The sequence below is a fragment of the Polaromonas sp. P4_F4 genome (genome assembly GCF_056401355.1).
Window position 1 is genome coordinate 42,550 of the sequence record NZ_JBFUJO010000011.1, and the last position, 21,471, is coordinate 64,020.

23 protein-coding genes are annotated in these 21,471 nt (G+C 62.4%); 17 read left to right on the plus strand and 6 right to left on the minus strand.

Features of this window, described 5'->3' with window-relative positions; all coding sequences use genetic code 11:
- Nucleotides 1-247 precede the first annotated feature (247 nt).
- Nucleotides 248-1,291, plus strand: coding sequence for a patatin-like phospholipase family protein (locus AC1DUR_RS13295; RefSeq protein ID WP_477719446.1), 1,044 nt, complete (start codon nt 248-250; stop codon nt 1,289-1,291).
- Between the two features lie 69 nt (nt 1,292-1,360).
- On the opposite strand, the gene AC1DUR_RS13300 is transcribed toward AC1DUR_RS13295, so the two are convergent.
- Complete coding sequence (locus tag AC1DUR_RS13300; protein ID WP_477719447.1) at nt 1,361-2,125, minus strand: 3',5'-cyclic-nucleotide phosphodiesterase; 765 nt, start codon at nt 2,123-2,125, stop codon at nt 1,361-1,363.
- Nucleotides 2,126-2,498: 373 nt separating this feature from the next.
- On the opposite strand from AC1DUR_RS13300, the gene AC1DUR_RS13305 reads away from it, so the two are divergent.
- The gene (locus AC1DUR_RS13305; RefSeq protein WP_477719448.1) at nt 2,499-4,388 is read left to right on the plus strand and encodes a serine/threonine-protein kinase; all 1,890 of its coding nucleotides are present in this window, start codon (nt 2,499-2,501) and stop codon (nt 4,386-4,388) included.
- A gap of 86 nt (nt 4,389-4,474) precedes the next feature.
- Here AC1DUR_RS13305 and kefC read toward each other — a convergent pair whose 3' ends face one another.
- Nucleotides 4,475-6,301 (minus strand): glutathione-regulated potassium-efflux system protein KefC, encoded by a 1,827-nt coding sequence (gene kefC, locus AC1DUR_RS13310; protein ID WP_477719449.1) that lies wholly within the window; start codon nt 6,299-6,301, stop codon nt 4,475-4,477.
- Nucleotides 6,301-7,029 (minus strand): glutathione-regulated potassium-efflux system oxidoreductase KefF, encoded by a 729-nt coding sequence (gene kefF / locus AC1DUR_RS13315; RefSeq protein WP_477719450.1) that lies wholly within the window; start codon nt 7,027-7,029, stop codon nt 6,301-6,303. Before kefF ends, kefC begins: the two co-directional genes overlap by 1 nt.
- 73 nt (nt 7,030-7,102) lie before the next feature.
- Between kefF and AC1DUR_RS13320 the strand changes: the two genes are divergently transcribed.
- Nucleotides 7,103-7,720 (plus strand): nucleotide-binding protein, encoded by a 618-nt coding sequence (locus AC1DUR_RS13320; RefSeq protein WP_477719451.1) that lies wholly within the window; start codon nt 7,103-7,105, stop codon nt 7,718-7,720.
- 71 nt (nt 7,721-7,791) lie between these two features.
- Nucleotides 7,792-8,247 (plus strand): MaoC family dehydratase, encoded by a 456-nt coding sequence (locus tag AC1DUR_RS13325; RefSeq protein ID WP_477719452.1) that lies wholly within the window; start codon nt 7,792-7,794, stop codon nt 8,245-8,247.
- 71 nt (nt 8,248-8,318) lie between these two features.
- On the opposite strand, the gene trmL is transcribed toward AC1DUR_RS13325, so the two are convergent.
- Nucleotides 8,319-8,828, minus strand: a complete 510-nt coding sequence (trmL, locus tag AC1DUR_RS13330) for a tRNA (uridine(34)/cytosine(34)/5-carboxymethylaminomethyluridine(34)-2'-O)-methyltransferase TrmL (RefSeq protein ID WP_477719453.1) — start codon at nt 8,826-8,828, stop codon at nt 8,319-8,321.
- A 241-nt stretch (nt 8,829-9,069) separates the two neighbouring features.
- Nucleotides 9,070-9,648: a ComF family protein gene (locus tag AC1DUR_RS13335; RefSeq protein ID WP_477721663.1), complete on the minus strand. Its 579-nt coding sequence runs from the start codon at nt 9,646-9,648 to the stop codon at nt 9,070-9,072.
- Nucleotides 9,649-9,888: 240 nt separating this feature from the next.
- Between AC1DUR_RS13335 and AC1DUR_RS13340 the strand changes: the two genes are divergently transcribed.
- The 8 genes from AC1DUR_RS13340 to AC1DUR_RS13375 all read left to right on the plus strand — a co-directional run bounded on the left by AC1DUR_RS13340 (nt 9,889) and on the right by AC1DUR_RS13375 (nt 16,619).
- Nucleotides 9,889-10,791 carry a methyltransferase domain-containing protein gene (locus tag AC1DUR_RS13340; RefSeq protein WP_477719455.1) on the plus strand — a complete coding sequence of 301 codons (903 nt, stop codon included), beginning with the start codon at nt 9,889-9,891 and terminating at the stop codon, nt 10,789-10,791.
- A 298-nt stretch (nt 10,792-11,089) separates the two neighbouring features.
- Complete coding sequence (locus tag AC1DUR_RS13345) at nt 11,090-11,590, plus strand: DUF2244 domain-containing protein (protein WP_477719456.1); 501 nt, start codon at nt 11,090-11,092, stop codon at nt 11,588-11,590.
- A gap of 164 nt (nt 11,591-11,754) precedes the next feature.
- Nucleotides 11,755-12,939, plus strand: a complete 1,185-nt coding sequence (coxB, locus tag AC1DUR_RS13350; RefSeq protein WP_477721664.1) for a cytochrome c oxidase subunit II — start codon at nt 11,755-11,757, stop codon at nt 12,937-12,939.
- A 99-nt stretch (nt 12,940-13,038) separates the two neighbouring features.
- Complete coding sequence (ctaD, locus tag AC1DUR_RS13355) at nt 13,039-14,673, plus strand: cytochrome c oxidase subunit I (RefSeq protein ID WP_477719458.1); 1,635 nt, start codon at nt 13,039-13,041, stop codon at nt 14,671-14,673.
- A 26-nt stretch (nt 14,674-14,699) separates the two neighbouring features.
- Entirely contained in the window at nt 14,700-14,810 is a 111-nt protein-coding gene (locus AC1DUR_RS13360) for a cytochrome oxidase small assembly protein (protein ID WP_232291500.1), read from the plus strand.
- Between the two features lie 33 nt (nt 14,811-14,843).
- Nucleotides 14,844-15,455, plus strand: a complete 612-nt coding sequence (locus AC1DUR_RS13365; RefSeq protein ID WP_477719459.1) for a cytochrome c oxidase assembly protein — start codon at nt 14,844-14,846, stop codon at nt 15,453-15,455.
- Nucleotides 15,452-15,661 (plus strand): DUF2970 domain-containing protein, encoded by a 210-nt coding sequence (locus AC1DUR_RS13370; RefSeq protein ID WP_477719460.1) that lies wholly within the window; start codon nt 15,452-15,454, stop codon nt 15,659-15,661. Before AC1DUR_RS13365 ends, AC1DUR_RS13370 begins: the two co-directional genes overlap by 4 nt.
- Before the next feature lie 76 nt (nt 15,662-15,737).
- Nucleotides 15,738-16,619: a cytochrome c oxidase subunit 3 gene (locus tag AC1DUR_RS13375; RefSeq protein WP_477719461.1), complete on the plus strand. Its 882-nt coding sequence runs from the start codon at nt 15,738-15,740 to the stop codon at nt 16,617-16,619.
- A gap of 164 nt (nt 16,620-16,783) precedes the next feature.
- On the opposite strand, the gene AC1DUR_RS13380 is transcribed toward AC1DUR_RS13375, so the two are convergent.
- On the minus strand, nt 16,784-17,005 hold the full coding sequence (locus AC1DUR_RS13380; protein WP_477719462.1) for a twin transmembrane helix small protein: 222 nt from the start codon (nt 17,003-17,005) through the stop codon (nt 16,784-16,786).
- 18 nt (nt 17,006-17,023) lie between these two features.
- On the opposite strand from AC1DUR_RS13380, the gene AC1DUR_RS13385 reads away from it, so the two are divergent.
- The 5 genes from AC1DUR_RS13385 to AC1DUR_RS13405 all read left to right on the plus strand — a co-directional run bounded on the left by AC1DUR_RS13385 (nt 17,024) and on the right by AC1DUR_RS13405 (nt 21,368).
- Nucleotides 17,024-17,764 (plus strand): SURF1 family protein, encoded by a 741-nt coding sequence (locus AC1DUR_RS13385; RefSeq protein WP_477719463.1) that lies wholly within the window; start codon nt 17,024-17,026, stop codon nt 17,762-17,764.
- A gap of 104 nt (nt 17,765-17,868) precedes the next feature.
- Nucleotides 17,869-18,501, plus strand: a complete 633-nt coding sequence (locus AC1DUR_RS13390; protein WP_477719544.1) for a hypothetical protein — start codon at nt 17,869-17,871, stop codon at nt 18,499-18,501.
- 178 nt (nt 18,502-18,679) lie between these two features.
- Nucleotides 18,680-19,831, plus strand: a complete 1,152-nt coding sequence (locus tag AC1DUR_RS13395; RefSeq protein WP_477719464.1) for a COX15/CtaA family protein — start codon at nt 18,680-18,682, stop codon at nt 19,829-19,831.
- Nucleotides 19,828-20,742 (plus strand): heme o synthase, encoded by a 915-nt coding sequence (gene cyoE, locus AC1DUR_RS13400; RefSeq protein WP_477719465.1) that lies wholly within the window; start codon nt 19,828-19,830, stop codon nt 20,740-20,742. The genes AC1DUR_RS13395 and cyoE overlap by 4 nt, the downstream gene beginning before the upstream one ends.
- Nucleotides 20,739-21,368, plus strand: a complete 630-nt coding sequence (locus tag AC1DUR_RS13405) for an SCO family protein (protein ID WP_477719466.1) — start codon at nt 20,739-20,741, stop codon at nt 21,366-21,368. Before cyoE ends, AC1DUR_RS13405 begins: the two co-directional genes overlap by 4 nt.
- The last annotated feature ends 103 nt before the right edge of the window (nt 21,369-21,471 follow it).

Genomic DNA, 21,471 nt, shown 5'->3' on the forward strand with positions numbered 1-21,471 from the left:
CCAGGGACTGCAGGCCGTCACCAGAATTATTTCTTTCTTGCCATCAATGTGGTCAAAATTCAACCAACGCCAATACCTTTCCTGTTCGAGGAGCGCGGCATCATCGATGGGAAGGGCATGGGCGCGCTGTATAGCCGGTTCCTGGCCGGCAGGCGCAGTGCGTTGCCCGAACGATGGCCGGGCGCTGCAGCGTGATCGGACAATGTCATCGGGGACGTGGCTGGACTCAACACCGAGGAGGTTTACGATGGCTACGAAGAACACAAAACGGCCGAGCGTGCGCAAGCCTATCGCGCTCGCCCTGCAAGGCGGCGGAATGCACGGAGCGTTCGCCTGGGGCGTGCTCGACCGATTGCTGGAGGACGGCCGGCTTGAAATTGAAGGCGTCAGCGCGACCAGCGCGGGTGCGATGAACGCCGCAGTGCTGGCCTACGGGCTGCTAAAGGGTGATTCCGAAAGCGCGCGCCAGGCGCTGCACGATTTCTGGCGCGCTATTTCACAATCGGCAGAGCGCTACAGCCCCTTCCGCCAGCTGCCATGGTTAAAAGGAGGCCACAGCTTCGGGTTGGACCACTCGCCCTTGTACCTGATGGCGGACGTGATCCTTCGCATCCTGTCGCCGTACCAATTCAATCCCCACAACATGAATCCGCTGCGCGAGATACTGCAGCAACAGGTCGATTTCGACGCGTTGCGCCAACATTGCCCGATCCAACTATATCTCTGTGCCACCAATGTCGAGACCAGCAAAATACGCATCTTTTCGGGCCAGGACATGTGTATCGATGCGGTACTTGCTTCGGCCTGCCTGCCAACCCTGTTCCAGGCGGTAGAGATCAACGGCGAACATTACTGGGACGGTGGCTATGTCGGCAACCCGGCCATTTTCCCGCTGATCTACCACTGCAGCACACACGATGTGGTGGTGGTCCATATCAACCCGATTGTGCGCCCCGGCGTACCGACCAGTCCGGCCGACATTCTCAACCGCGTCAACGAAGTGAGCTTCAATTCGTCACTCATGCGTGAGATGCGTGCGATCGCCTTCGTCACCGAACTGATCCAGAAAGGCAAGCTCGATCGTGGCGAGATGAAGGAGGTGTTGATCCACTCGATCCGGTCCGACCAGACCATGGCCGCGCTCGGTGTATCGAGCAAGTACAACGCCGACTGGGACTTCCTCTGCTCCTTGCGTGACAAGGGACGGATTGAGGCCGAGGCGTGGCTCGAGGAAAACTACCACCACATCGGCCAGCGCTCAAGCATCGACATCGGTAGGGAATTTCTTTAACTAGAAAACGGTGATTGGATGGGTCCGAATGTGCCGTTTGCCGGTCGTGCAGTCGGATGCAGCGCTTTTTTAAAATTCAAATACCTGGCCATGTTCAAGCATTCCTGGCTGATAGGCCTTCAAGGCTGCGGCGACTTCCAATGCGGTTAGCGCCCTATCGCCTGGCTTCATATGGGTGATGAAGATTTCCACAGGAACGCGCAGCTTGCTGATCTCCTCGGCCAGCAAGGCGGGGCACAGGTGCTTGGAGGCCATGGCGATCGCGTAGTCGCGGTTGCAAAATGCGGTCTCGATGATCAGATAACGCAGGTTGCTGATGCCGTTGACAGTTTTCCACAGGGCATCGTTGGGACCGGTATCACCGGTAAACACCAGGCTCGCGGCACCACTGTCCAGACAGTAGCCGACGGCCGGCACCAGGTGATTGGCGGAGAGTGCGGTGATTTTGCGTCCGGCCAGCGACACGGTCTCGCCTCGGCTGATCTCGCGATACTGCAGATAGGGCGCCTCAGGCCGCGGCAGCATGGTGAAGTCAGGCCAGATGCAATTGTTGAAAACGTGGACACGCAAGGCATCGAGCGTCTCCCTGGTGGCGTACACCGTCAATGGTGTGTTACGCCTATAGCCGACCGTATCGACCAGAAAAGGAATGCTGCAAATATGGTCCAGGTGCGAGTGGGTGACGAAGACGTGGTCAATGCGCACCATTTCGTCCAAGGCAAGATCACCGACGCCAGTACCGGCATCGATCAGCACGTCGTCGTCGAGCAGCATGGCGGTTGTGCGCAGGTTCGCGCCGATTCCGCCGCTACACCCCAGAATTCTCAGCTTCATACGGATAAACAGATAAACGTATACGCCCGGATAGGAAATCCAGCTGCCTGAGTGCAAGTATCGTAGCCGTTGGCCCAGCCGGCAAGCGCCGATTCCCGTTTGCGAAACCTGGTTTGTGCGAGAGACAGTGGCCTGAATAGGGTGTCTCAGGCTCCAGGTGTTGAGTTGCAATAGATTGTTCCGATTGAGTCGGGAGGCTGGGAGGTCCGCATGATCAGGCCAACCTCGCCACGCCCAACGGGTGCGAGCGGCAACAGCAGGGCGCCCCAACTCCGGGCCGGCTCTGCGTTGCAGGCTAGAATCGTTTTCGTTTCCAGACGTATCCCTGCGGCACGTTTGCTCCCTCCTCACTGCGGCCCTTTTTAATTCCCTCATGAGTCTCAAGAAGCTAGGTCGATACGATCTCATCCGCGTGCTCGGCAAGGGTGCCATGGGGCTGGTATACGAGGGGCGTGATCCCAATCTGGACCGCCGGGTGGCGATCAAGACCATCAAGGTTGAAGACCTGTCGGAAGAGGAAGCCGCTGAATATGAGGTGCGCTTTCGCACGGAAGCGCGCTCGGCCGCGCGCCTGCAGCACCCCAACATTGTCAGCGTGTACGACTCCGATCGCGATGGCGACATGGCCTATCTGGTCATGGAATTCATCCACGGCGATGACCTCAAGCACCACCTGGACAAAGGCAAGCTCTATACGCTGGCGCAGACCCTGGGCATCATGGGCGACCTGCTGTCGGCGCTCGACTATGCGCACCGGCAGGGCGTCGTTCACCGCGACATCAAGCCCGCCAACCTGCTGATCCAGGGCAATGGGCGCGTCAAGCTCACCGATTTTGGTGTGGCCCGCATCCAGGATTCGAGCGAAGCCACGCGCACGCAGGGCACCATGGTGGGCACGCTCAAGTACATGTCGCCAGAGCAGGTCCAGGGCCGGCCGGTTGACGCCCGGGCTGACCTGTTCGCCGCCGGCATCGTGCTGTACCAGCTGCTCACGGGCAAGCGGCCATTTGACGCCGATACCGACTTCGCCATCATTCAGCAGATCGTGGGTCACACCGCTGCGGCGCCGACCTCCTTCAACCCGAGATTGCCCGCCGCCATCGACGCGGTGGTGGCCCGGGCTTTGGCCAAATTACCGAGCCAGCGTTTTGCGACGGCGCGGGAATTCAATGCCGCCCTGCAGGCGGCCACCCGCGAAGCGGCTGACCCGGCGGTGGTTCCGCCTGCCAGCCCGGCCAGCTCCGCAAGCAGTTCCACCTGGACGGGCACCCTGCATCCGGGTGAAGCCCTGGTCGGCCTGCAGTCGGGCACCAGTACCGATATCCCCATCGTGACGCAGGAGCTGGAGTTGATCTACTGGAAAGAGATCAAGGACTCCACCGATGCCGAAGATATCCGGGGCTTTCTCGCCAAGTTTCCCGAAGGCATCTACGCCAGCCTGGCACGTCGCCGCCTGAGAAAACTCGGCGAGCTGGCCGGTGAGGATTCGGATATCGGTTTGGATGCCGGTCTGCGGTCGGATGTGGGCACGCCGGTCATGCCGCTTTCTCCTTCTGCCACCCAGATGGACAAGACCGTGCCCGAGTTCAGAGACCGGTCTTCTGGCACGGCTGATACCGCCCCGAGCCCTGCCGACATGCACGCCAGGGAGCCTGGACAGGCTGCCGTGCAAACTGCGCGGCCGCCACCCGTGCAAGGTGACGACACGGTGCCTGCACGGGCCGCAAAAGTTGCGCCCGCCGCGCCGGCATCCCGGCGCCTGACCTGGGCCATTGTTGGCATGACGGGCATCGTGGTGCTTGCGGCCGGCATCGGCTTCAAATTGGCGTCGGGCCCGGCTGCGCGGCCTGCAGTGCAGTCTGCCGCACCGGCCAATACCGGTGTTCCGGTTGCGGCAACGCCGGCAGCACCAGCACCCATGGTGCAAGCCGTAGCCGCCCAGCCCGATGCGCCCGCTGCGGTAGAAGCAGCCCCGGCGGTGGTTAAAACACGGTCGAATGACAAAGGCAGGCCGGCCCAACAGGCTCAGGCCAAAACCGAAGGGGCGGCGACCGCCCCCCCGCTGACGCGCGATGCAGCCACCGCTCCCGACCCGGCGGCACCTGCCCACCCACGGCAATTCTGTGAAGGCCGCAACCTGGTGACTTTTGAGATCTGCATCGCGGTGCAGTGCGCCAGGCCGCTATTTGCCAGCCATCCGGTCTGTGTGGAGCGGCGGGCCCTCGAGCAGCGAAAGCGGGAGTCCGAGCAATCGCTCCGGTAGTCCGTCCCCAGCTCCCGCATGCTACAAAAACAGTAGCTGCATGTGTTCATTGATAAAGTTGGGTTGAAGCGATTTTTCCTTCAAAGTCAGCCGTGCCAGTCCTGAGGCCGGGGCTGCGCCGCTTGCGCGCGCTCCTGCGCCATCTGTTCTTCCAGCTGCAGCCGCCCCTGCGTGGCCACGGCGATGAGCTTGGTGCGGTCCTTGCGGTGCGGGTACATCTGCTCAAACAATTCGAGGTTGTGCTGGCGAAAGCGCATGGCGGTTTGGCGGGCTTCGTGCGGCGGCTGGCCCAGCAGCTCGAGTACGGTGCGGGCGCTGCGCAGGCTGGACTCAAACACCTCGCGCTCGATGCGCATCACGCCGCGGTCGCGCAGGGCATTCCAGTGCGTCACGTCGCGCGCGCGGGCCACGATCTCCAGATGCGGAAAGTGCTCTTTCACCAGGTCCACGATCTTCAGCGACTGCTCCATGCTGTCCACCGATAGCACCAGGATTTTGGCGCTGGCGGCACCGGCCGTGCGCAGCAGGTCCAGCCGTGTGGCATCGCCGTAAAACACCCGGAGGCCGAAGGCGCGCACGGTTTCCACCATGTCGGCGTCGTGCTCCAGCACCGTGGCTGGAATGCCTTGCGCCAGCAGCATGCGGCCGACGATCTGACCGTAGCGGCCAAAACCGGCAATGATGATGGGCGCGGCCTGCTGCTCGGAGATTTCTTCGAGCTGGGGCGTGTTGCAATTGGCATAACGCGGCAGCAGCAGCTTGTCGATGGCCACCAGCAGGAGCGGGCTGACCAGCATCGACAGCGCCACCGCACCGATCAGCAGCGAAGCGGTTTCGGGTGCAAACACCCGCGCACCGGCAGCGGCCTGAAACACCACAAAGGCAAATTCGCCGCCTTGCGCCAGCAGCAGGGCAAACACCGGGCGCTCCTGGTAGGGCAGCTTCATAAGGGTGGCCAGGCCGTAGATCAGCATCAGCTTCAGGCCCAGGAAACCCAGCAAGATGACGGCCATCAGGCCCGGCGACTTCATCAGCACGCCAAAGTCAATGCTCATGCCCACGGCGATGAAAAACAGGCCCAGCAGCAGGCCCTTAAAGGGCTGAATATCGGTTTCCAGCTCGCGCCGGTACTCGCTTTCGGCCAGCAGCACGCCCGCCAAAAAAGCGCCCAGCGCCATCGACAGGCCCACCAGCTGCATCAACGCGGCAATGCCGACGACCAGCAGCAGCGATGCGGCGGTGAAGATTTCTGGCGTGCCGCTGTTGGCAATCCAGCGCAGCAGCGGGCGCAGCAGCAAGCGGCCGCCGAGAATGATGCCGCCGATGACTGCTATGATTTTAAGAGCTTCAATCGCTTTGTGGGATTGGGCTACGGCTTCGTTTTCGCCGGCCACCGCACCCAGCAACGGCAGCAGCGCCAGAATCGGAATGGCCGCCACGTCCTGAAACAGCAGAATAGAAAACCCGGCCTGTCCGCTGGACGTGGGCATCAGGTTGCGCTCGCCCATGGTTTGCAAGGCGATGGCGGTGGACGACAGCGCCAGGCCCAGGCCGGCCACCAGCGCGATCTGCCAGCTCACGCCAAACGCCATGGCCGCGCCGGTCAGCAGGGCGGCGCAGCCCAGCACCTGGGCGCTGCCCCAGCCAAAGATGGGCCGGCGCAAATTCCACAGCCGCTTGGGCTCCAGCTCCAGGCCGACGAGGAACAGCATCAACACCACGCCGAATTCGGCAAAGTGAAGAATGTCCTGCACATTGGTGACCAGGCCCATGCCCCAAGGGCCGATGGCAATGCCCGCGGCCAGGTAGCCAATGATGGAGCCCAGGCCGAATTTCTTGGCGAGCGGTACGGCGACAACGGCAGCTGCCAGGTAGATGAAGCTGTTGGTGAGCCAGGCGGGGGCGTGTTCCATTAGCGGGTGATTCCTGCGTTTGTCGTTGTACCTGCGTCCTTGCTTTCCGGGTCCGCTTCGATGCTGGCCTCGTCCCTGGGCAAGCGGTCTTTCGTGGGCACTGCGCAGGCGGGGTATTGTTCGAGGTCCTCGAGCTCGGGCCAGTCGGGGTAGCTTTGCAAACGCTGGCTGAAGATGGCCAGGTGCTGGTCGACGGCCTCCGCGCTGACCCGGTGCGCACCGTGCAGCACCATGGGCGGCAAAAACCGCATGCCGCACAAAATGGCGCTTTGCTCATAGGGCGGCAGGAAAGCATCGAAAAAATAGCGGTTGTAGCCTTGGGGATGGTAGGAAGTCTCAGGCCCGCCGGTGGTCGCCACCAGCCATAAATCCTTGCCTTCAAGGGCGTGTCCGCCTTGGCCATAGGCCCAGCCATACGTCAATACGTCGTCCAGCCAGAGCTTTTGCAGGGCGGGCATCGAGTACCACTGGATGGGGTGCAGCAGCACCACCAGCCGGGCCTGCGCCAGCGCGGCCTGCTCCCTGGCGACGTCAATGGCGTAGTCGGGGTAACTTGAATACAGGTCTTGCACCTGCACGCGCGGCAGCGCCTTGGCGGCCTCCATCAGGGGGCGATTCACCCGGGATTCACGCCACGCCGGATGAGCCGCGATGACGTAGATGTCGGTATTCGCAGCCTGATGGCCGGCGCTGTCCGCCATGTGAGGGTTTGTGAGAACGGTGTCCATGCCGTTACCATAGCGGAAAAGCAAGCATGGAACTTGCACCCGTATAAGTTCTTCAGCACCAGAGGAGAGTTGTATGCCCGTGGTCGTGATTGCCAATCCAAAGGGGGGCGTCGGCAAGTCGACGTTGGCCACCAACATTGCCGGCTACCATGCGTCGCAGGGCCATGCGGTGATGCTCGGGGACGCCGACCGGCAACAGTCCTCGCGGCTGTGGCTGGGTTTGCGCCCGCCCGCTGCGCGCCCCGTCGCGACCTGGGACCTGAATGCAGACCTGATCGCCAGACCGCCGCGGGGAACCACCCATGTGGTGCTGGACACACCGGCCGGCCTTAACGGCTGGCGTTTCAACGACATCGTCAAGCTGGCCGACAAGGTCATCGTGCCGCTGCAGCCCAGCGTGTTTGATATTTTCGCCACGCGCGCCTTTCTGGACGAGCTGGCCGAGCACCGCCATGCCGGCAAGATGCAGGTGGGCGTCATCGGCATGCGGGTGGACGCCCGCACGATTGCCGCCGACAAGCTGCGCGACTTTGTGGAAGGCCTGGGGCTGCCGGTGCTGGGTTATCTGCGGGACACGCAAAACTACATCCATCTGGCCGCCCGGGGGCTGAGCCTGTTTGACGTGGCGCCCAGCCGCGTCGACAAGGACCTGGAGCAGTGGCAGGGCGTCTGCCGCTGGCTGGACGAGTAGGCGGGCAGGCGGGGAGGGGGCTTGTCGCTGATCCGACAAGCACGGTCCCCTGCAGCCGCTAAAGTCGGGCCATGAAGACCTTTCAAACCCTGTCCGAACTGGCGGCCTGTACCGGCCAGGAAGTCGCTGTCAGCGAGTGGCTCACCATCACGCAGCAGCAGGTCAACCTGTTTGCCGAGGCCACGGGCGACCACCAGTGGATCCACGTTGACCCCGAAAAGGCTGCGGCCGGCCCCTTCGGCGGACCCATCGCGCATGGGTTCCTGACGCTATCGCTGCTGCCGCGGTTTTTTGAGTCATCGTTCGAGGTCATTGGCTCGCGCATGGGCGTGAATTACGGCCTGAACAAGGTTCGTTTCACGGCTCCGGTGCCCGTGGGCAGCCGCCTGCGTGCCCGCATGAAGCTGCTGGCGGCCGAGCCGATCGACAACGCCGGCATGCAGATGACCTGGGAGGTGACGGTGGAACGGGAAGGCTCGGACAAGCCGGTGTGCGTGGCCGAATCGCTGGTGCGGCGCTACCCCTGAAGGGTGGCGGCTGGGGGTGCGCCTCAAAAGCGTCTCAATTCACAAGCAAAAGCCGCTCAATTCAAAGCCGGTCAGTTGCGGGCCAACTCGCCTTGTCCGCCGGAAGCAGGACTCTGTGCCCCGGCAAACCCGTTTTGCCGCCACGCCTCAAACACCGTGACCGCCACGGTGTTGGACAGGTTGAGGCTGCGCTGGCCGGGCCGCATGGGAACCTTCAGGCGCTGTGCCAGCGGAAAGGATTCCCGTACTTCGGGCGCCAGGCCCCGGGTTTCAGCGCCAAACACCAGCCAGTCGCCCGGCAGGAAACGCATGTCGTACACGCTGCCGGCGCCTTGCGTCGTCAGGGCGAAGAGCCGTGAGGCGGGTGGTTGCTCGCTATCCAGCAGCGCCTGCCAGCTCGCATGGCGCAGCACCTGGGCGTACTCGTGGTAGTCCAGCCCGGCGCGCCGCATGTGCTTGTCGTCCATCGAAAAGCCGAGCGGCTCCACCAGGTGAAGACGGCAGCCGGTATTGGCCACCAGGCGAATCACATTGCCGGTATTGGGCGGGATTTCGGGCTCGACGAGAACAATATTGAACATGGCTCGATTGTCGTTGCTAGCCGGGTACGACATGCAGTGAGCCAACGTGGGGGCCGAGGTTTTTCCGCAGGGCCGCCCCCAGGAAAAATGCGCCCCTCGGGGGCAGAGAGCTACACGCAGCGAGTGAACGTGGGGGCTCTTAATCCCAGCAGGGGCCGCGGGACTGGCTTTGCCAGACCGCAGGCGCAGCGGCCCCCTCGGGGGGCAGAGAGCTACACGCAGTGAGCGAACGTGGGGGCCATTACTCCGTGCGTGCCAACACCACCGCGGTGATGTGGGCGGCGCCAGCTTTGCGCAAGGCGCGGGCCGCGGTGAAGAGCGAGGCGCCGCTGGTCATCACGTCATCCACCAGCACCACGCGCCGGCCTTCCAGCTCGCCCACGCGCAGCGGATCGACCAGAAAGGCGCCCTCGACATTCGCCAGCCGCGCCTCGCGCTTCAATTCGCTTTGCGGACGCGTGTGTTTGACGCGCAGCAGCAAGCGCGCGTCGGCCCGGCCGATGGTCCGCGATTGCCGGGCCAGAGCGCTGGCCAGCTCCCAGGCCTGGTTGAACCCGCGCGTCTGCAGCCGCGTTGTCGACAGCGGAACCGGAACAATCCAGTCGCTGGCCTGCAGGTCGCCCAATGCCTGCAGCACGCCGGGCGTCTGGAGCAGCATGTGCGCAAAGAAGGCAGCCCAGCCGGGCTGCTCGCCAAATTTGTAGCCGGCAATCAGTGTCGACCAGGGGTAGGCGTAAGGCACCGCGGCCAGCGCCCGATCGAGCGGGGGGCGCTGGCGCACGCAGCTGCCACACAGGCCGGGACCACTTCTCAGGCCCATGGACAGGTCGGCTGGCAGTGCCAGCGCGCAACTGGCACAGCGATGCTGCAACGGCGCAAAACGCGCCAGGCAGGGCTGGCACACCTGGCGTGCCGGCCAGCTGCGGCAGACCGCGCACCGGCTGACCAGGCCGGGCAACGGTGGCAGCGATAAACGGGGAAATAAACGGGAGGCAGGCGGGCGTGTGTACACCGTGTCAATATACTCGCGTACCTTTCTGCGCACTGCATCATCTCACCAATGACCACCACCCAGCGACCGCCCACACTCGATCCGCTTGCCGTCAGCCGCTGGCAGCGCACGGCGCCGCTGGCCTCGCCGTGGCTGCATGAGGAGGTGGCCCGCCGCATGCAGGACAGGCTGCAGTGGATCAAGCTGCAGCCCGAGGCCTGGGCGCATTGGGGCGCTTTGCGCGGCGGCCTGCAGGCCCACGCCCAGCTGGCAAAAACCTATCCGGGTTCAATCTGTTATGTGGCGGAAGCCAGCATGGATCGGTCGCAAGTAGCTATGAAAAAGATAGCGTCACCATGGTGGAACCCGAAGCAATGGGGCGCCGCCCGCCCGCGCTTTGAAACGCCACCACCGGCCAGCGTGGATATGTTGTGGGCCAATATGGCGCTGCATGAGGCGGCCGACCCGCAAGCCCTGTTGGCCCAGTGGCACCAGGCTTTGAAAGTCAGCGGTTTTTTGATGTTTTCCTGCCTCGGGCCCGACACCGCACGGGAGTTGCGCGAGGTCTACACACAGCTGGGCTGGCCGCCCGCAGGACATGACTTGACCGACATGCACGATTGGGGCGACATGCTGGTGCAAACCGGTTTTGCCGAACCGGTGATGGATATGGAGCGCATTACCCTGACCTATGAGACCCCGGCGCGTCTCTTGCAGGAGTTGGCCGAACTGGGTCGCAACTTCCATCCTGCCCGCTTTCCGGCCTTGCGCGGGCGGGCCTGGAAAGCGCGCCTGGAGCAGGCGCTGGCGCGGCACCTGGTCCGCAGCGAAGATGGCCGGCTGTCGCTCACGTTCGAAGTCATTTATGGTCACGCGCTGAAGGCGCCACCCAAAATCAAGGTCAGCGCGCTCAGTGCGGTGTCGGTGGAAGACATGCGCAACATCCTGCACGGGCAGCGGCTGCATTCCTGAGCTGCGGCGTGACGCCTTGCGGTCGGCGGTAGTCCGGCGGCGGGATTTTTCATTGATTTCCATGGAAGTTGGCGGTGACGCCCGATACCGTTCAGCCCTTGTCAGACGCCGTTCCGGCCGGGCCCGTCAAAGTCCCGTCTTCCCCGTGGGCCGGCCCTTCAACAAGCGTGGGGCGAGCGGTTTTGCCGGAGTAACAGGGGGTTAAACCCGGCTACAATCCAAACTGAATTTTGGGTATGTTCCCGAGCCTCATGCGGCCAATGCGGCGTATTGGTTGCAGTTTTTTGGGGGTTGCCACGTGCTGCAGCCAACACCAGCGTTTCGTTTCGCCACCTTGCCCGCGCAGGGCAGTCACGGCCAGGAGGCCGTGCAGTGGCTTCTCAAGCGTCACTGTTCCGTCACGCCGGCTCAACTCGGATGGCTTTATGTGTCGCTGTGCGTGGTATCGCTGGGTATCGCAGCATTTTTCTGGGCACAGGGCGCCACGCTGGTCATGCCCTTCGCGTGGCTGGAGTTGTTGGCGGTGGGGGCGGCCTTTCTGGCGTATGCGCGCCATGCGACCGACGGTGAAAAAATCGTCCTGCAGGGTGAGCGCTTGGTGGTTGAACTGGAAACGGCAGGGCGTACGCAACGGGCCGAGTTCAATCGTGAGTGGGTTCGGGTCGAGCCCAAGGATGGAGATGGTTCGCTGATCGAGGTATCCGGGCAGGGGCGGTCGGTGCGGGTGGGGCGGCATGTGCGGCCTGAGTTGCGCCCAGCGCTGGCTCGCGAGATACGCTGCGCGCTGCGAACCTGTTGAGCATGTGCATGTGCATGTGCATGTGTGTGTGCTGAAAGTCTGGGTCAGTTCAGTTGCGGCAGGGTGACCTGCCGCTAACTTTATAATCAGCCGGTTAATTTGGTCGGATAGTTCGGTGAGTAATGGAAGCAATAAAAGTGATCACGATGAACGTAAGCAACACCATGAGCAAAATGACACGGCTTGGCATGCAGCATGCGGGCGCAATTCTGGCCTCTGCGGCTGCATGGGTCGGCACCGCCGCCCACGCCGTCAATGACCTGCCCGGTGGTCCGGCTGTCAACCAGCTCAACTTGCATCCTGCAGTCACCAAAATCGCCGAAGAGCAGAACTGGCTGCACTGGTTCATGATGATCATCTGTCTCGTGATTTTTGTCGCGGTGTTCGGTGTGATGTTCTATTCCATCTGGAAGCACCGCAAATCGGTGGGCCACAAGGCGTCCAATTTCCATGAGTCCACCGCGGTTGAAATCGCCTGGACCATCGTGCCTTTCGTCATCGTGATCGCCATGGCCTTGCCAGCCACCAAAGTGCTGGTCGCCCAGAAAGACACGACCAGCGCCGACGTCACCATCAAGGCCACGGGCATCCAGTGGAAGTGGGGTTACGACTACATCAAGGGCGAGGGCGAGGGCATCGGTTTTGTTTCCACGCTCGACAACACGCACCGCGAAATGTCGGACCGGGGTGGCCCGAAAGCCGGTGAAGCGCCCGACAACTACCTGCTCAAGGTGGACAACCCGCTGGTCGTGCCGGTCAACAAGAAAATCCGCATCATCACCACGGCCAGTGACGTGATTCATGCCTTCATGGTGCCCGCATTCGGCATCAAGCAGGATGCGATTCCCGGCTTTGTGCGCGACACCTGGTTTCGTGCCGAAAAAATCGGTGACTACTATGGTCAGTGCGCCGAGTTGTGCGGCAAAGAGCACGCCTACATGCCCATCCACGTGAAAGTGGTGTCCGCCCAGGACTACACCGCCTGGGTGGCGGTCAAGGCAAAGGAAGCGGCAGCCAAGGCGGATGATCCGACCAAGGTCTGGACGCTGGTGGACCTCAAGGCCCGCGGCGAAAAGGTGTATGCGGCCAACTGCGCAGCCTGCCACCAGGCCAACGGCAAGGGCGCAGGCCCGATCAAGCCGCTGGACGGCTCTGCCATTGTGCTGGATGCGGACCACAACAAGCAGATCCAGGTAGTGCTGAACGGCGCCGCCAGCGGTGCGATGCCGTCGTGGAAGGCGCTCAGCGATACCGACCTGGCTGCGGTGATCACTTACACCAAGAACAACTGGTCCAACCAGACCGGCCGTTTGGTACAGCCTGCGCAGCTTCAAGCCGCACGCAAGTAAGGCGGGCAATTCGCCCCGCCCGATATCCCGATACCGCAAGACCATTTCGTCAGCCGTAAAGACAAAAGCTACAGGCACAAGCCACCAAAGGAAGCCAAGATGAGTGCAGTTCTAGACCATCACGACCACGCGCATGATGACCACGACCACCATGCCCCGACGGGCTGGCGTCGCTGGGTATTCGCGACCAACCACAAGGACATTGGCACGCTGTACCTGCTGTTCAGCTTTTTCATGCTGATGTTCGGTGGCGTGCTGGCCCTGTTGATTCGCGCTGAACTGTTCCAGCCCGGCCTGCAGCTGGTGAACCCTGAGCTGTTCAACCAGCTCACCACCATGCACGGCCTGATCATGGTGTTCGGCGCCATCATGCCGGCCTTCGTGGGCTTCGCGAACTGGATGATTCCGCTGCAAATCGGTGCGGCCGACATGGCATTTGCCCGCATGAACAATTTCAGCTTCTGGCTGATGATTCCTGCCGGCCTGATGCTGGCCACCTCGTTCTTCATGCCGGGCGGTGCTCCCGCTGCTGGCTGGACGCTCTACGCGCCGCTGACGCTGCAGATGGGCCCGTCCATGGACGCCGGTATTTTTGCGATGCACATTCTGGGCGCTTCGTCCATCATGGGCTCGATCAACATCATCGTGACCATTTTGAACATGCGCGCACCCGGCATGACCTTGATGAAGATGCCGATGTTCTGCTGGACCTGGCTGATCACCGCCTACCTGCTGATCGCCGTGATGCCTGTGCTGGCCGGCGCCATCACCATGACGCTGACGGATCGCCACTTTGGCACCAGCTTCTTCAACCCCGCCGGCGGCGGTGACCCGGTGATGTACCAGCATATCTTCTGGTTCTTCGGCCACCCCGAGGTCTACATCATGATCTTGCCGGCTTTCGGCATCATCAGCCAGATCATTCCCGCGTTCTCGCGCAAGCGCCTGTTCGGCTACGCGTCGATGGTGTATGCCACCGGCTCCATCGCGATCCTGAGTTTTGTCGTGTGGGCGCACCACATGTTCACCACCGGCATGCCTGTGACCGGCCAGCTGTTCTTCATGTACTCGACCATGCTGATCGCGGTGCCCACCGGCGTGAAGGTGTTCAACTGGATCGCCACCATGTGGAAGGGCTCGATGACGTTCGAGACGCCCATGCTGTTTGCCGTGGGTTTCATCTTCGTGTTCACCATCGGTGGCCTGACAGGTGTGATTTTGTCGGTCGCACCGATTGACACCCAGTTGCAGGACACGTATTACGTGGTGGCCCACTTCCACTACGTGCTGGTGGCAGGCTCGCTGTATGCCCTGTTTGCCGGTTACTACTACTGGTCACCCAAGTGGACTGGTGTGATGTACAACGAAACCCGTGGCAAGATTCACTTCTGGTGGTCGCTGATTTCCTTCAACGTGACGTTCTTCCCGATGCACTTCCTGGGTCTGGCTGGCATGCCGCGCCGCTATGCCGACTACCCGATGCAGTTTGCCGACTTCAACGCGATTGCCTCTGTCGGTGCCTTCTTCTTCGGTGTGGCACAGGTGTACTTCTTCCTGTTCATTGTGGTGCCCACGATGCGCGGCCAGGGTGCCCCCGCCAGGCAGAACCCCTGGGTTGACGAAGGTGGCAAGGGCGCTGAAGGTCTGGAGTGGGAAGTCCCGTCGCCAGCACCTTTTCACACCTTTGAAACCCCTCCCAAGCTGGATGCCACGGCAACCCGCGTGATTGGTTGAACCACCCGATAACCCGATAGCGCACGATGACACCTGACCAAAAGAAAAGCAATTTGCGGCTGGCACTGATCCTGGCTTCGGTTGCGCTCGTCTTTTTTGCGGGTTTCATGGCCAAAATGATTTTTCTCGGCCACTGAGCCAGTCAACGCTAGTCAACAGGCACAACTTTGATGCGGCTCAAGAGCGAGAATTTCAAGATGGTGGGCAAGCTGGGCGTTATCGTGCTCGGCATGTTCGCTTTCGGCTATGCGCTGGTGCCCATCTACAAGGCCATTTGCGAGATGACCGGCATCAATGTGCTGGCCCTGTCTGACCGGCAAATTCCCGGTGCCACATCGCAGCTGCCGGCCAACACGCAGGTGGACCGCACCCGGACCATCACGGTGGAGTTTGATGCCAACTCGCGTGGCCCCTGGCATTTCAAGCCGGCCCAGAACACGCTGCAGGTGCACCCTGGTGAATTGACCACGGTGATGTACGAGTTTCAGAATGTGCAGGACCGCACCATGTCGGCCCAGGCCATTCCCAGCTATGCCCCGGCCCAGGCGGCCGCTCATTTCAACAAGCTGGAGTGTTTCTGCTTTAGCCAGTACACGCTGGCGCCCGGCGAGAAGAAGCAGTGGCCTGTGGCTTTCGTGATCGATCCCAAGTTGTCCAGGGACGTCAGCACCATCACGCTGTCGTACACCTTTTTCGAAGTAGGCGGCAAGACGCCCGCTGCGCCCGCTACCTCCGGCGCAGCCACGGCTGCGGCGGTACCCGGCGTGCGGGCTGGTGCATGAGCATGGCCGCCGGTTCTTCGAAAAAATCCATCTGGCGCACGGCCAAAGCGGTCGCGTGGTCTTTTGTGGGCTTGCGGGCGCGCGGTGACTATGAAGAGGACATCAAGAATTTGAGCCCTGTCCACATCATTGTGGTGGGCCTGGTGGGTGTTTTTGTATTTGTGGCGGCCTTGGTGCTGCTGGTGAACTGGGTGGTTGCGCGCTAGGGCCTTGGCGCGCAGCAAGCCTTCACGGTTTTGAATCAGAAAATTATTGGAAATTCGAGAGAACAGGAGTCGAGCGATGTCATCAGCAACCCATGCGGGAACCCCCCACTACTTTGTGCCCAGCCCTTCCCGGCATCCGGTAATGGCGTCCATTGGCCTGTTTTTTGTGATCCTTGGCGCCAGCCAGTGGGTCAATGGCGCAGGTTGGGGCGCCTGGTCGGTAGCCTTCGGCCTGGTGTGGTGGCTTGGCACCCTTTTCCAGTGGTTCCGTGACGCCATTGCCGAAAGTGAAAGCGGTCTGTACGGCCGCAAGATCGACCTGTCATTCCGCTGGAGCATGAGCTGGTTCATTTTTTCCGAAGTGATGTTCTTCGGTGCCTTCTTCACGGCGCTCTGGTGGGCCCGCGCGCATTCCGTGCCGGCCCTCGGCAGCCTGGACAACGCGCTGCTGTGGCCTGACTTCAAGGCTGTCTGGCCCAGCATTGCAGCCGGCGCCACCGCTTCGCCTGCCGACATCATCGAGCCGTTCACCACCATGACGCCGTTCTGGTTGCCCACCATCAACACCGCGCTGCTGCTGAGCTCGGGTGTGACGCTGACCATTGCCCACCACGCCCTGCGTGACAACCTTCGCGGCCGGACCATTGCCTTCATGTGGATGACCGTACTGCTGGGTATCGTGTTCCTGTGTGTCCAGGGCTACGAGTACGCGCACGCCTATTCCGAGTTGAACCTCAAACTCACATCGGGCGTGTATGGCTCCACCTTTTACATGCTGACCGGTTTTCACGGCTTTCACGTGTTTGTCGGCATGCTGATGCTGCTGTTCATCACCCTGCGCCTGCAAAAAGGCCATTTCACCCCCGAGAAGCATTTCGGCTTCGAAGGCGCCGCCTGGTACTGGCACTTTGTGGACGTGGTCTGGCTGGGCCTCTACATCCTCGTTTACTGGCTGTAAGGCGCCACTTTCAGAGGGTGGTGTGCGGGCCCTTCGGGGGCCGCACGGAACGTGAAGTACGTGACGTCCTCTGGCCGGCTGCGGAAGGTGCGGTAGATGCGACAATCACAACCAAGTAAAAACAAAGGCCGCTGAATGCGGCCTTTGTTTTTGAGCGCCAAGTTTTATTTGCCGACCGGTATGCCGGTAGGTTGTATGTAGCCCAGTTTCCACGCGATCAGAATGCACACAAACAGCAAGACCGAAAACCCGACACGGAACGCCAGGGCGCGCGCCATGTTGCTGGTTTTGCGCTTGCCGTCGGTGCCGTCCTTGAGCATGAAAAAGAGCGCGGAGCCAAGGCTGGCGATGATGGCGATAAATGCCAGTGCAACAAGATAAGTCATGACCCGGATTATCTGCCCATGACTTCCGCTTTGCACTCGCCCCGCTTCTGGCTGCTCACGCTGGCGGCGCTGCTGGCGGCGGGGGTGACCTTTTCCCTGGGCCAGTGGCAGTTGCGCCGCGCTGCCCAGAAAGAAGCGCTCCACGCGTCCATTGAAGCAAAAAACAGCCTGCCCCCCCTGGATAACCGGGCATTTGGTGCTGCTAAAGAGATAGCCAATGAAATGCACCGGCGGGTATCGATTCAAGGGACGTGGCTGCCTGCGCATACGATTTACCTGGACAACCGTCCCATGGGTGGCAAAACCGGCTTCTGGGTGCTGACGCCGCTGGCATTGCAAGGCAGCAGCCAGGTGGTGCTGGTGCAGCGTGGCTGGGTGCCGCGCGATTTCACCCGCCGCACGCGGCTGCCGGAAGTCTCGACGCCGGCGGGACTGGTGACCGTGGAGGGCCGCATTGCCCCGCCACCGTCCAAGCTTTACGAGTTCAAGGGCGAGGATGTGGGCCGCATCCGGCAAAATCTGGATCTGGATGCTTTTCGCGCTGAAACCGGTCTGCCGCTGCCCGGTGTCGCGTTGCTGCAGACCGGTGTACCCAGTGAGGGTTTGCTGCGCGAATGGGCGGCACCCAACCTGGGGGTGGAAAAACACTACGGCTACGCTTTCCAGTGGTTTGCGCTGTGCGGGCTGGTGGTCATCCTTTATGTCTGGTTTCAAGTGATTCATCCCTTACGCGCCCAACGCCGCGCCCAACTGCCGTGACAAACGCCGTGACAAACGACAAATCCGAATATTCCTCACCACACGCCGCCACCCCTGCGGCGTCCGCAGCGCAAGACCAGCCGCTGGGCCTGACGGTGCACGCGATGCCGATGCTGGACGCATCGCACGCGCGGGCCCCCGGTACCGTTGCCGGCCGCTGGAAAATGCTGGCGGTGCTGCTGGTGTGCGCCGCTCCGGTGATCGCGTCCTATCTCACCTACTATGTGATCCGGCCTGAGGGTCGCCGCAATTTTGGCGAACTGATCGATCCGCAGCGGCCGCTGCCGCCCATCGCCACGCAGGCCCTGGACGGACAGAAGGGCGAGTTGCCGGCCCTGAAGGACCAGTGGCTGCTGATCACGGTCGCGGGTGGAGCCTGCGACACGCGCTGCGAGAGCAACCTGTATTTCCAGCGGCAGCTGCGCGAATCGCTGGGCAAGGAAAAAGAGCGGCTGGACCGTGTCTGGCTGGTCAACGACGAGGCGGCCGTGCGCGAGGCCCTGCGGCCTGCGCTGGCCGCGTCCACCGTGCTGCGTGTGGCGCCGCAGGAATTGGCGAAGTGGCTGGAACCCGCCGCGGGCCAGCGCCTGCAGGATCATCTTTACCTCGTCGATCCGCTGGGCAACTGGATGATGCGCTTTCCGGCGGACATGGACGTGGCGGCTGCGGCCAAAGCCAAGCGTGACCTGGAACGTTTGCTGCGCGCCTCCGGCAGCTGGGACAAGGAAGGCAGGTGAGTATGGCCCCCACGTTCGCCCACTGCGTGTGGCTCTCTGCCCCCCGAGGGGGCGCTGCGCCTGCGGCCCGGCGGAGCCGGTTCCGCGGCCCCTGCTGGTTTAGAACCTCTGCGATTACTCACGGCGTTTGCTGGCTTAGAACTCTATCGCGCATGGCGATGGCTGGCTCTCTTTAAACATGGCTGCACAAAACCTCTACGACCTGAGTCCGGCCCTGCGCCTGATGATCATGGGGCTGGCCGTGGCGCTCGGCCCGTTGGCCTGGGTCTGGTTGCACCACAAGCATGCACCGGTTACCCGGCGCCTGCGCGTGCTGACACTGGTCACCCTGTTTCTGACCTTCGACCTGGTGATTTTTGGCGCCTTCACCCGGCTGACAGATTCCGGCCTGGGTTGCCCTGATTGGCCGGGCTGCTACGGCAGTGCCAGCCCGGTCGGTGCGCAGGTGCATATCGAGGCCGCGCAGAGCGCCATGCCCACGGGCCCGGTCACGCATTCCAAGGCGTGGATAGAAATGGTTCACCGTTACCTGGCCACGGGCGTGGGCGTGCTGATCCTCACGCTCACCGTCGTCAGCTGGCTGGAACGCGAGCGGGCACACATCTCGCCAGGCTGGCCCACGGTGACATTGCTGTGGGTCTGTCTGCAAGGCGCGTTCGGTGCGCTCACCGTCACGATGAAACTGTTTCCAGCCATCGTCACACTGCACCTGCTCGGCGGCCTGATTTTGCTGGGGCTGCTGCGCGCGCAGTCGGTGCGTTATGCGCAGGCGCAGGGGTCCTCCCTGATCGCCGAGCTGAGCGCGGGCACCCGGCTTTTTGTCTTTGCCGCGTTCGCCTTGCTGTGGCTGCAGATTGCCCTGGGGGGCTGGGTCAGCACCAACTACGCGGTGCTTGCCTGCACCGACTTTCCGAGTTGCCAGAGCTCGCTGTGGCCGGCGATGGATTTCAGCCAGGGCTTTACGCTGTGGCGCGAACTGGGCGCCGGCCATGATGGCGGCAATATCAGCTTTCAGGCACTCACCGCCATCCATTACGTGCACCGTCTGGCCGCCTATGCGGTGTTTGCCGCGCTGATGCTGCTGGCCGCCAGGCTTTACCGCGTGCCCACCCTGCGTCCCGACGCGCGCTGGCTGGGCGGCCTCACCCTGCTGCAGGTGGCCACAGGCCTGAGCAACGTCGTGCTGGGCTGGCCGCTGGTGGCTGCGGTGGCGCACACCGGCGGCGCCGCGGCGCTGGTGGTGGTGCTGACCGGCATCGTTTTTTCCAGCCGCAGCATCCCCAGCCCCGTCCATGCGTCAAAATGGAAAGCTTCGAGATTGTCCGCATGAACCCCAGCAACCCTGCCGCTTCGGCCCCCCATTCCCGCACACCATCCAGGTTCGCCCAGTTCTACGCGCTGACCAAGCCACGCGTGGTGCAGCTCATTGTGTTTTGCGCGCTAATCGGCATGGTGCTGGCCGTCCCCCATGTCCCGACCTGGCCCGAGCTGAGGCTGGCACTGATCGCCTGTGCCGGCATATGGCTGGTGGCGGGGGCGGCTGCGGCCTTCAACTGCCTGGTCGAGCAGCGGATTGACGCCAAAATGCGGCGCACGGCCTGGCGCCCCACGGCCAAGGGCGAACTCAGCAACCCCCTGACCCTGGCCTTCTCCGCAGCCCTGTGCGCTGCGGGCTCGGTGATTCTGTATGTGTGGGTCAATCCGCTCACCATGTGGCTGACTTTTGCCACCTTTGTCGGCTATGCGGTGGTCTACACCGTGATCCTCAAGCCGCTCACACCGCAAAACATCGTGATCGGGGGCGCCTCGGGTGCCATGCCGCCGGTGCTGGGCTGGGCGGCCATGACGGGCACCGTGGGCCCGGAAGCGCTCATCCTCTTCCTGATCATTTTCCTCTGGACCCCCCCGCACTTCTGGGCGCTGGCGCTGTACCGCGTCGAGGACTACCGCAAGTCCGGCCTGCCCATGCTGCCCGTCACGCATGGCAACGAGTTCACGCGGCTGCAGGTGTTTTTGTACACGTTGGTGCTGTTTGCCGCCTGCCTCATGCCCTTTGTTTTCAAGATGAGCGGCTGGCTCTATCTCGTGGTGGCGGTCGTGCTCAGCGTGGGCTTCAGCTGGCATGGCTGGCGCCTGTGGCGCAGCTACTCCGACGCACTGGCGCGCAAGACCTTCCGCTTTTCATTGATCCATCTCTCGGTGTTATTCGCAGCCCTGCTGCTGGACCATTACCTCGTATGAAACCTGTCACCCTGCCACCCAGCCGCCGGCTCGCCCTTCAAACCATCGCCGGTACCGGCTTGCTGGCAATCACGGCAGGCCTCTTGACGGCCTGCGCGCCCGACAAGCCCCAGTTCAAGAGCATTGACCTGACCGGCGCCGACTACGCGCAGGGCTTTGCGCTCGCCGACCATAACGGCCAGGTACGCACGCTGAAAGACTTTGCCGGCAAGGTGGTGGTGGTATTTTTTGGCTACACCCAATGCCCCGATGTGTGCCCGACCTCCATGGCCGAACTGGCCCAGATCAAGCAGCTGCTGGGCCCCGATGGCGACAAGCTGCAGGCCATCTTCATCACGGTGGACCCCGAGCGGGACACGGCCGAATTGCTCAAGGCCTACATGACCAATTTCGACCCGACCTTCCTGGCGCTGCGGCCCACCATGGCCCAGCTGCCCGAAGTCGCCAGGGACTTCAAGGTTTATTACAAAAAGGTCGATGGCAAGACGCCTGCCAGCTACACCATGGACCATTCCGCGGGCAGCTACGTTTTTGACGGCAAGGGCCGCATCCGGCTGTACAACCGCTATGGTGGCGGCCCCGAGGCACTGGCGTCCGATATCCGCCTGCTGCTCAAAAACACCTGATCAGCGCCGCGCAGCGGCCATAAAAAGGCCCGCACCTGATTACGGGGAGCGGGCCTGGTTGCACGTTAGCGTGCCGAGGTGGAACTCAGGGGAGGGCGCACCA

What these genes read in the sequence shown, in the direction of transcription:
- AC1DUR_RS13320 (WP_477719451.1), top strand. Translation starts at nt 7,103, where the DNA reads ATGCCCGTGGTCGTGATTGCCAATCCAAAGGGGGGCGTCGGCAAGTCG.
- ctaD (WP_477719458.1), top strand. Translation starts at nt 13,039, where the DNA reads ATGAGTGCAGTTCTAGACCATCACGACCACGCGCATGATGACCACGAC.
- AC1DUR_RS13375 (WP_477719461.1), top strand. Translation starts at nt 15,738, where the DNA reads ATGTCATCAGCAACCCATGCGGGAACCCCCCACTACTTTGTGCCCAGC.
- AC1DUR_RS13335 (WP_477721663.1), bottom strand. Translation starts at nt 9,648, where the DNA reads ATGGGCCTGAGAAGTGGTCCCGGCCTGTGTGGCAGCTGCGTGCGCCAG.
- AC1DUR_RS13405 (WP_477719466.1), top strand. Translation starts at nt 20,739, where the DNA reads ATGAAACCTGTCACCCTGCCACCCAGCCGCCGGCTCGCCCTTCAAACC.
- AC1DUR_RS13395 (WP_477719464.1), top strand. Translation starts at nt 18,680, where the DNA reads ATGGCTGCACAAAACCTCTACGACCTGAGTCCGGCCCTGCGCCTGATG.
- AC1DUR_RS13295 (WP_477719446.1), top strand. Translation starts at nt 248, where the DNA reads ATGGCTACGAAGAACACAAAACGGCCGAGCGTGCGCAAGCCTATCGCG.
- cyoE (WP_477719465.1), top strand. Translation starts at nt 19,828, where the DNA reads ATGAACCCCAGCAACCCTGCCGCTTCGGCCCCCCATTCCCGCACACCA.
- coxB (WP_477721664.1), top strand. Translation starts at nt 11,755, where the DNA reads ATGAGCAAAATGACACGGCTTGGCATGCAGCATGCGGGCGCAATTCTG.
- AC1DUR_RS13390 (WP_477719544.1), top strand. Translation starts at nt 17,869, where the DNA reads ATGCCGATGCTGGACGCATCGCACGCGCGGGCCCCCGGTACCGTTGCC.
- AC1DUR_RS13360 (WP_232291500.1), top strand. Translation starts at nt 14,700, where the DNA reads ATGACACCTGACCAAAAGAAAAGCAATTTGCGGCTGGCACTGATCCTG.
- AC1DUR_RS13300 (WP_477719447.1), bottom strand. Translation starts at nt 2,125, where the DNA reads ATGAAGCTGAGAATTCTGGGGTGTAGCGGCGGAATCGGCGCGAACCTG.
- AC1DUR_RS13370 (WP_477719460.1), top strand. Translation starts at nt 15,452, where the DNA reads ATGAGCATGGCCGCCGGTTCTTCGAAAAAATCCATCTGGCGCACGGCC.
- kefF (WP_477719450.1), bottom strand. Translation starts at nt 7,029, where the DNA reads ATGGACACCGTTCTCACAAACCCTCACATGGCGGACAGCGCCGGCCAT.
- AC1DUR_RS13365 (WP_477719459.1), top strand. Translation starts at nt 14,844, where the DNA reads ATGCGGCTCAAGAGCGAGAATTTCAAGATGGTGGGCAAGCTGGGCGTT.
- AC1DUR_RS13340 (WP_477719455.1), top strand. Translation starts at nt 9,889, where the DNA reads ATGACCACCACCCAGCGACCGCCCACACTCGATCCGCTTGCCGTCAGC.
- AC1DUR_RS13305 (WP_477719448.1), top strand. Translation starts at nt 2,499, where the DNA reads ATGAGTCTCAAGAAGCTAGGTCGATACGATCTCATCCGCGTGCTCGGC.
- AC1DUR_RS13325 (WP_477719452.1), top strand. Translation starts at nt 7,792, where the DNA reads ATGAAGACCTTTCAAACCCTGTCCGAACTGGCGGCCTGTACCGGCCAG.
- AC1DUR_RS13380 (WP_477719462.1), bottom strand. Translation starts at nt 17,005, where the DNA reads ATGACTTATCTTGTTGCACTGGCATTTATCGCCATCATCGCCAGCCTT.
- AC1DUR_RS13385 (WP_477719463.1), top strand. Translation starts at nt 17,024, where the DNA reads ATGACTTCCGCTTTGCACTCGCCCCGCTTCTGGCTGCTCACGCTGGCG.
- trmL (WP_477719453.1), bottom strand. Translation starts at nt 8,828, where the DNA reads ATGTTCAATATTGTTCTCGTCGAGCCCGAAATCCCGCCCAATACCGGC.
- kefC (WP_477719449.1), bottom strand. Translation starts at nt 6,301, where the DNA reads ATGGAACACGCCCCCGCCTGGCTCACCAACAGCTTCATCTACCTGGCA.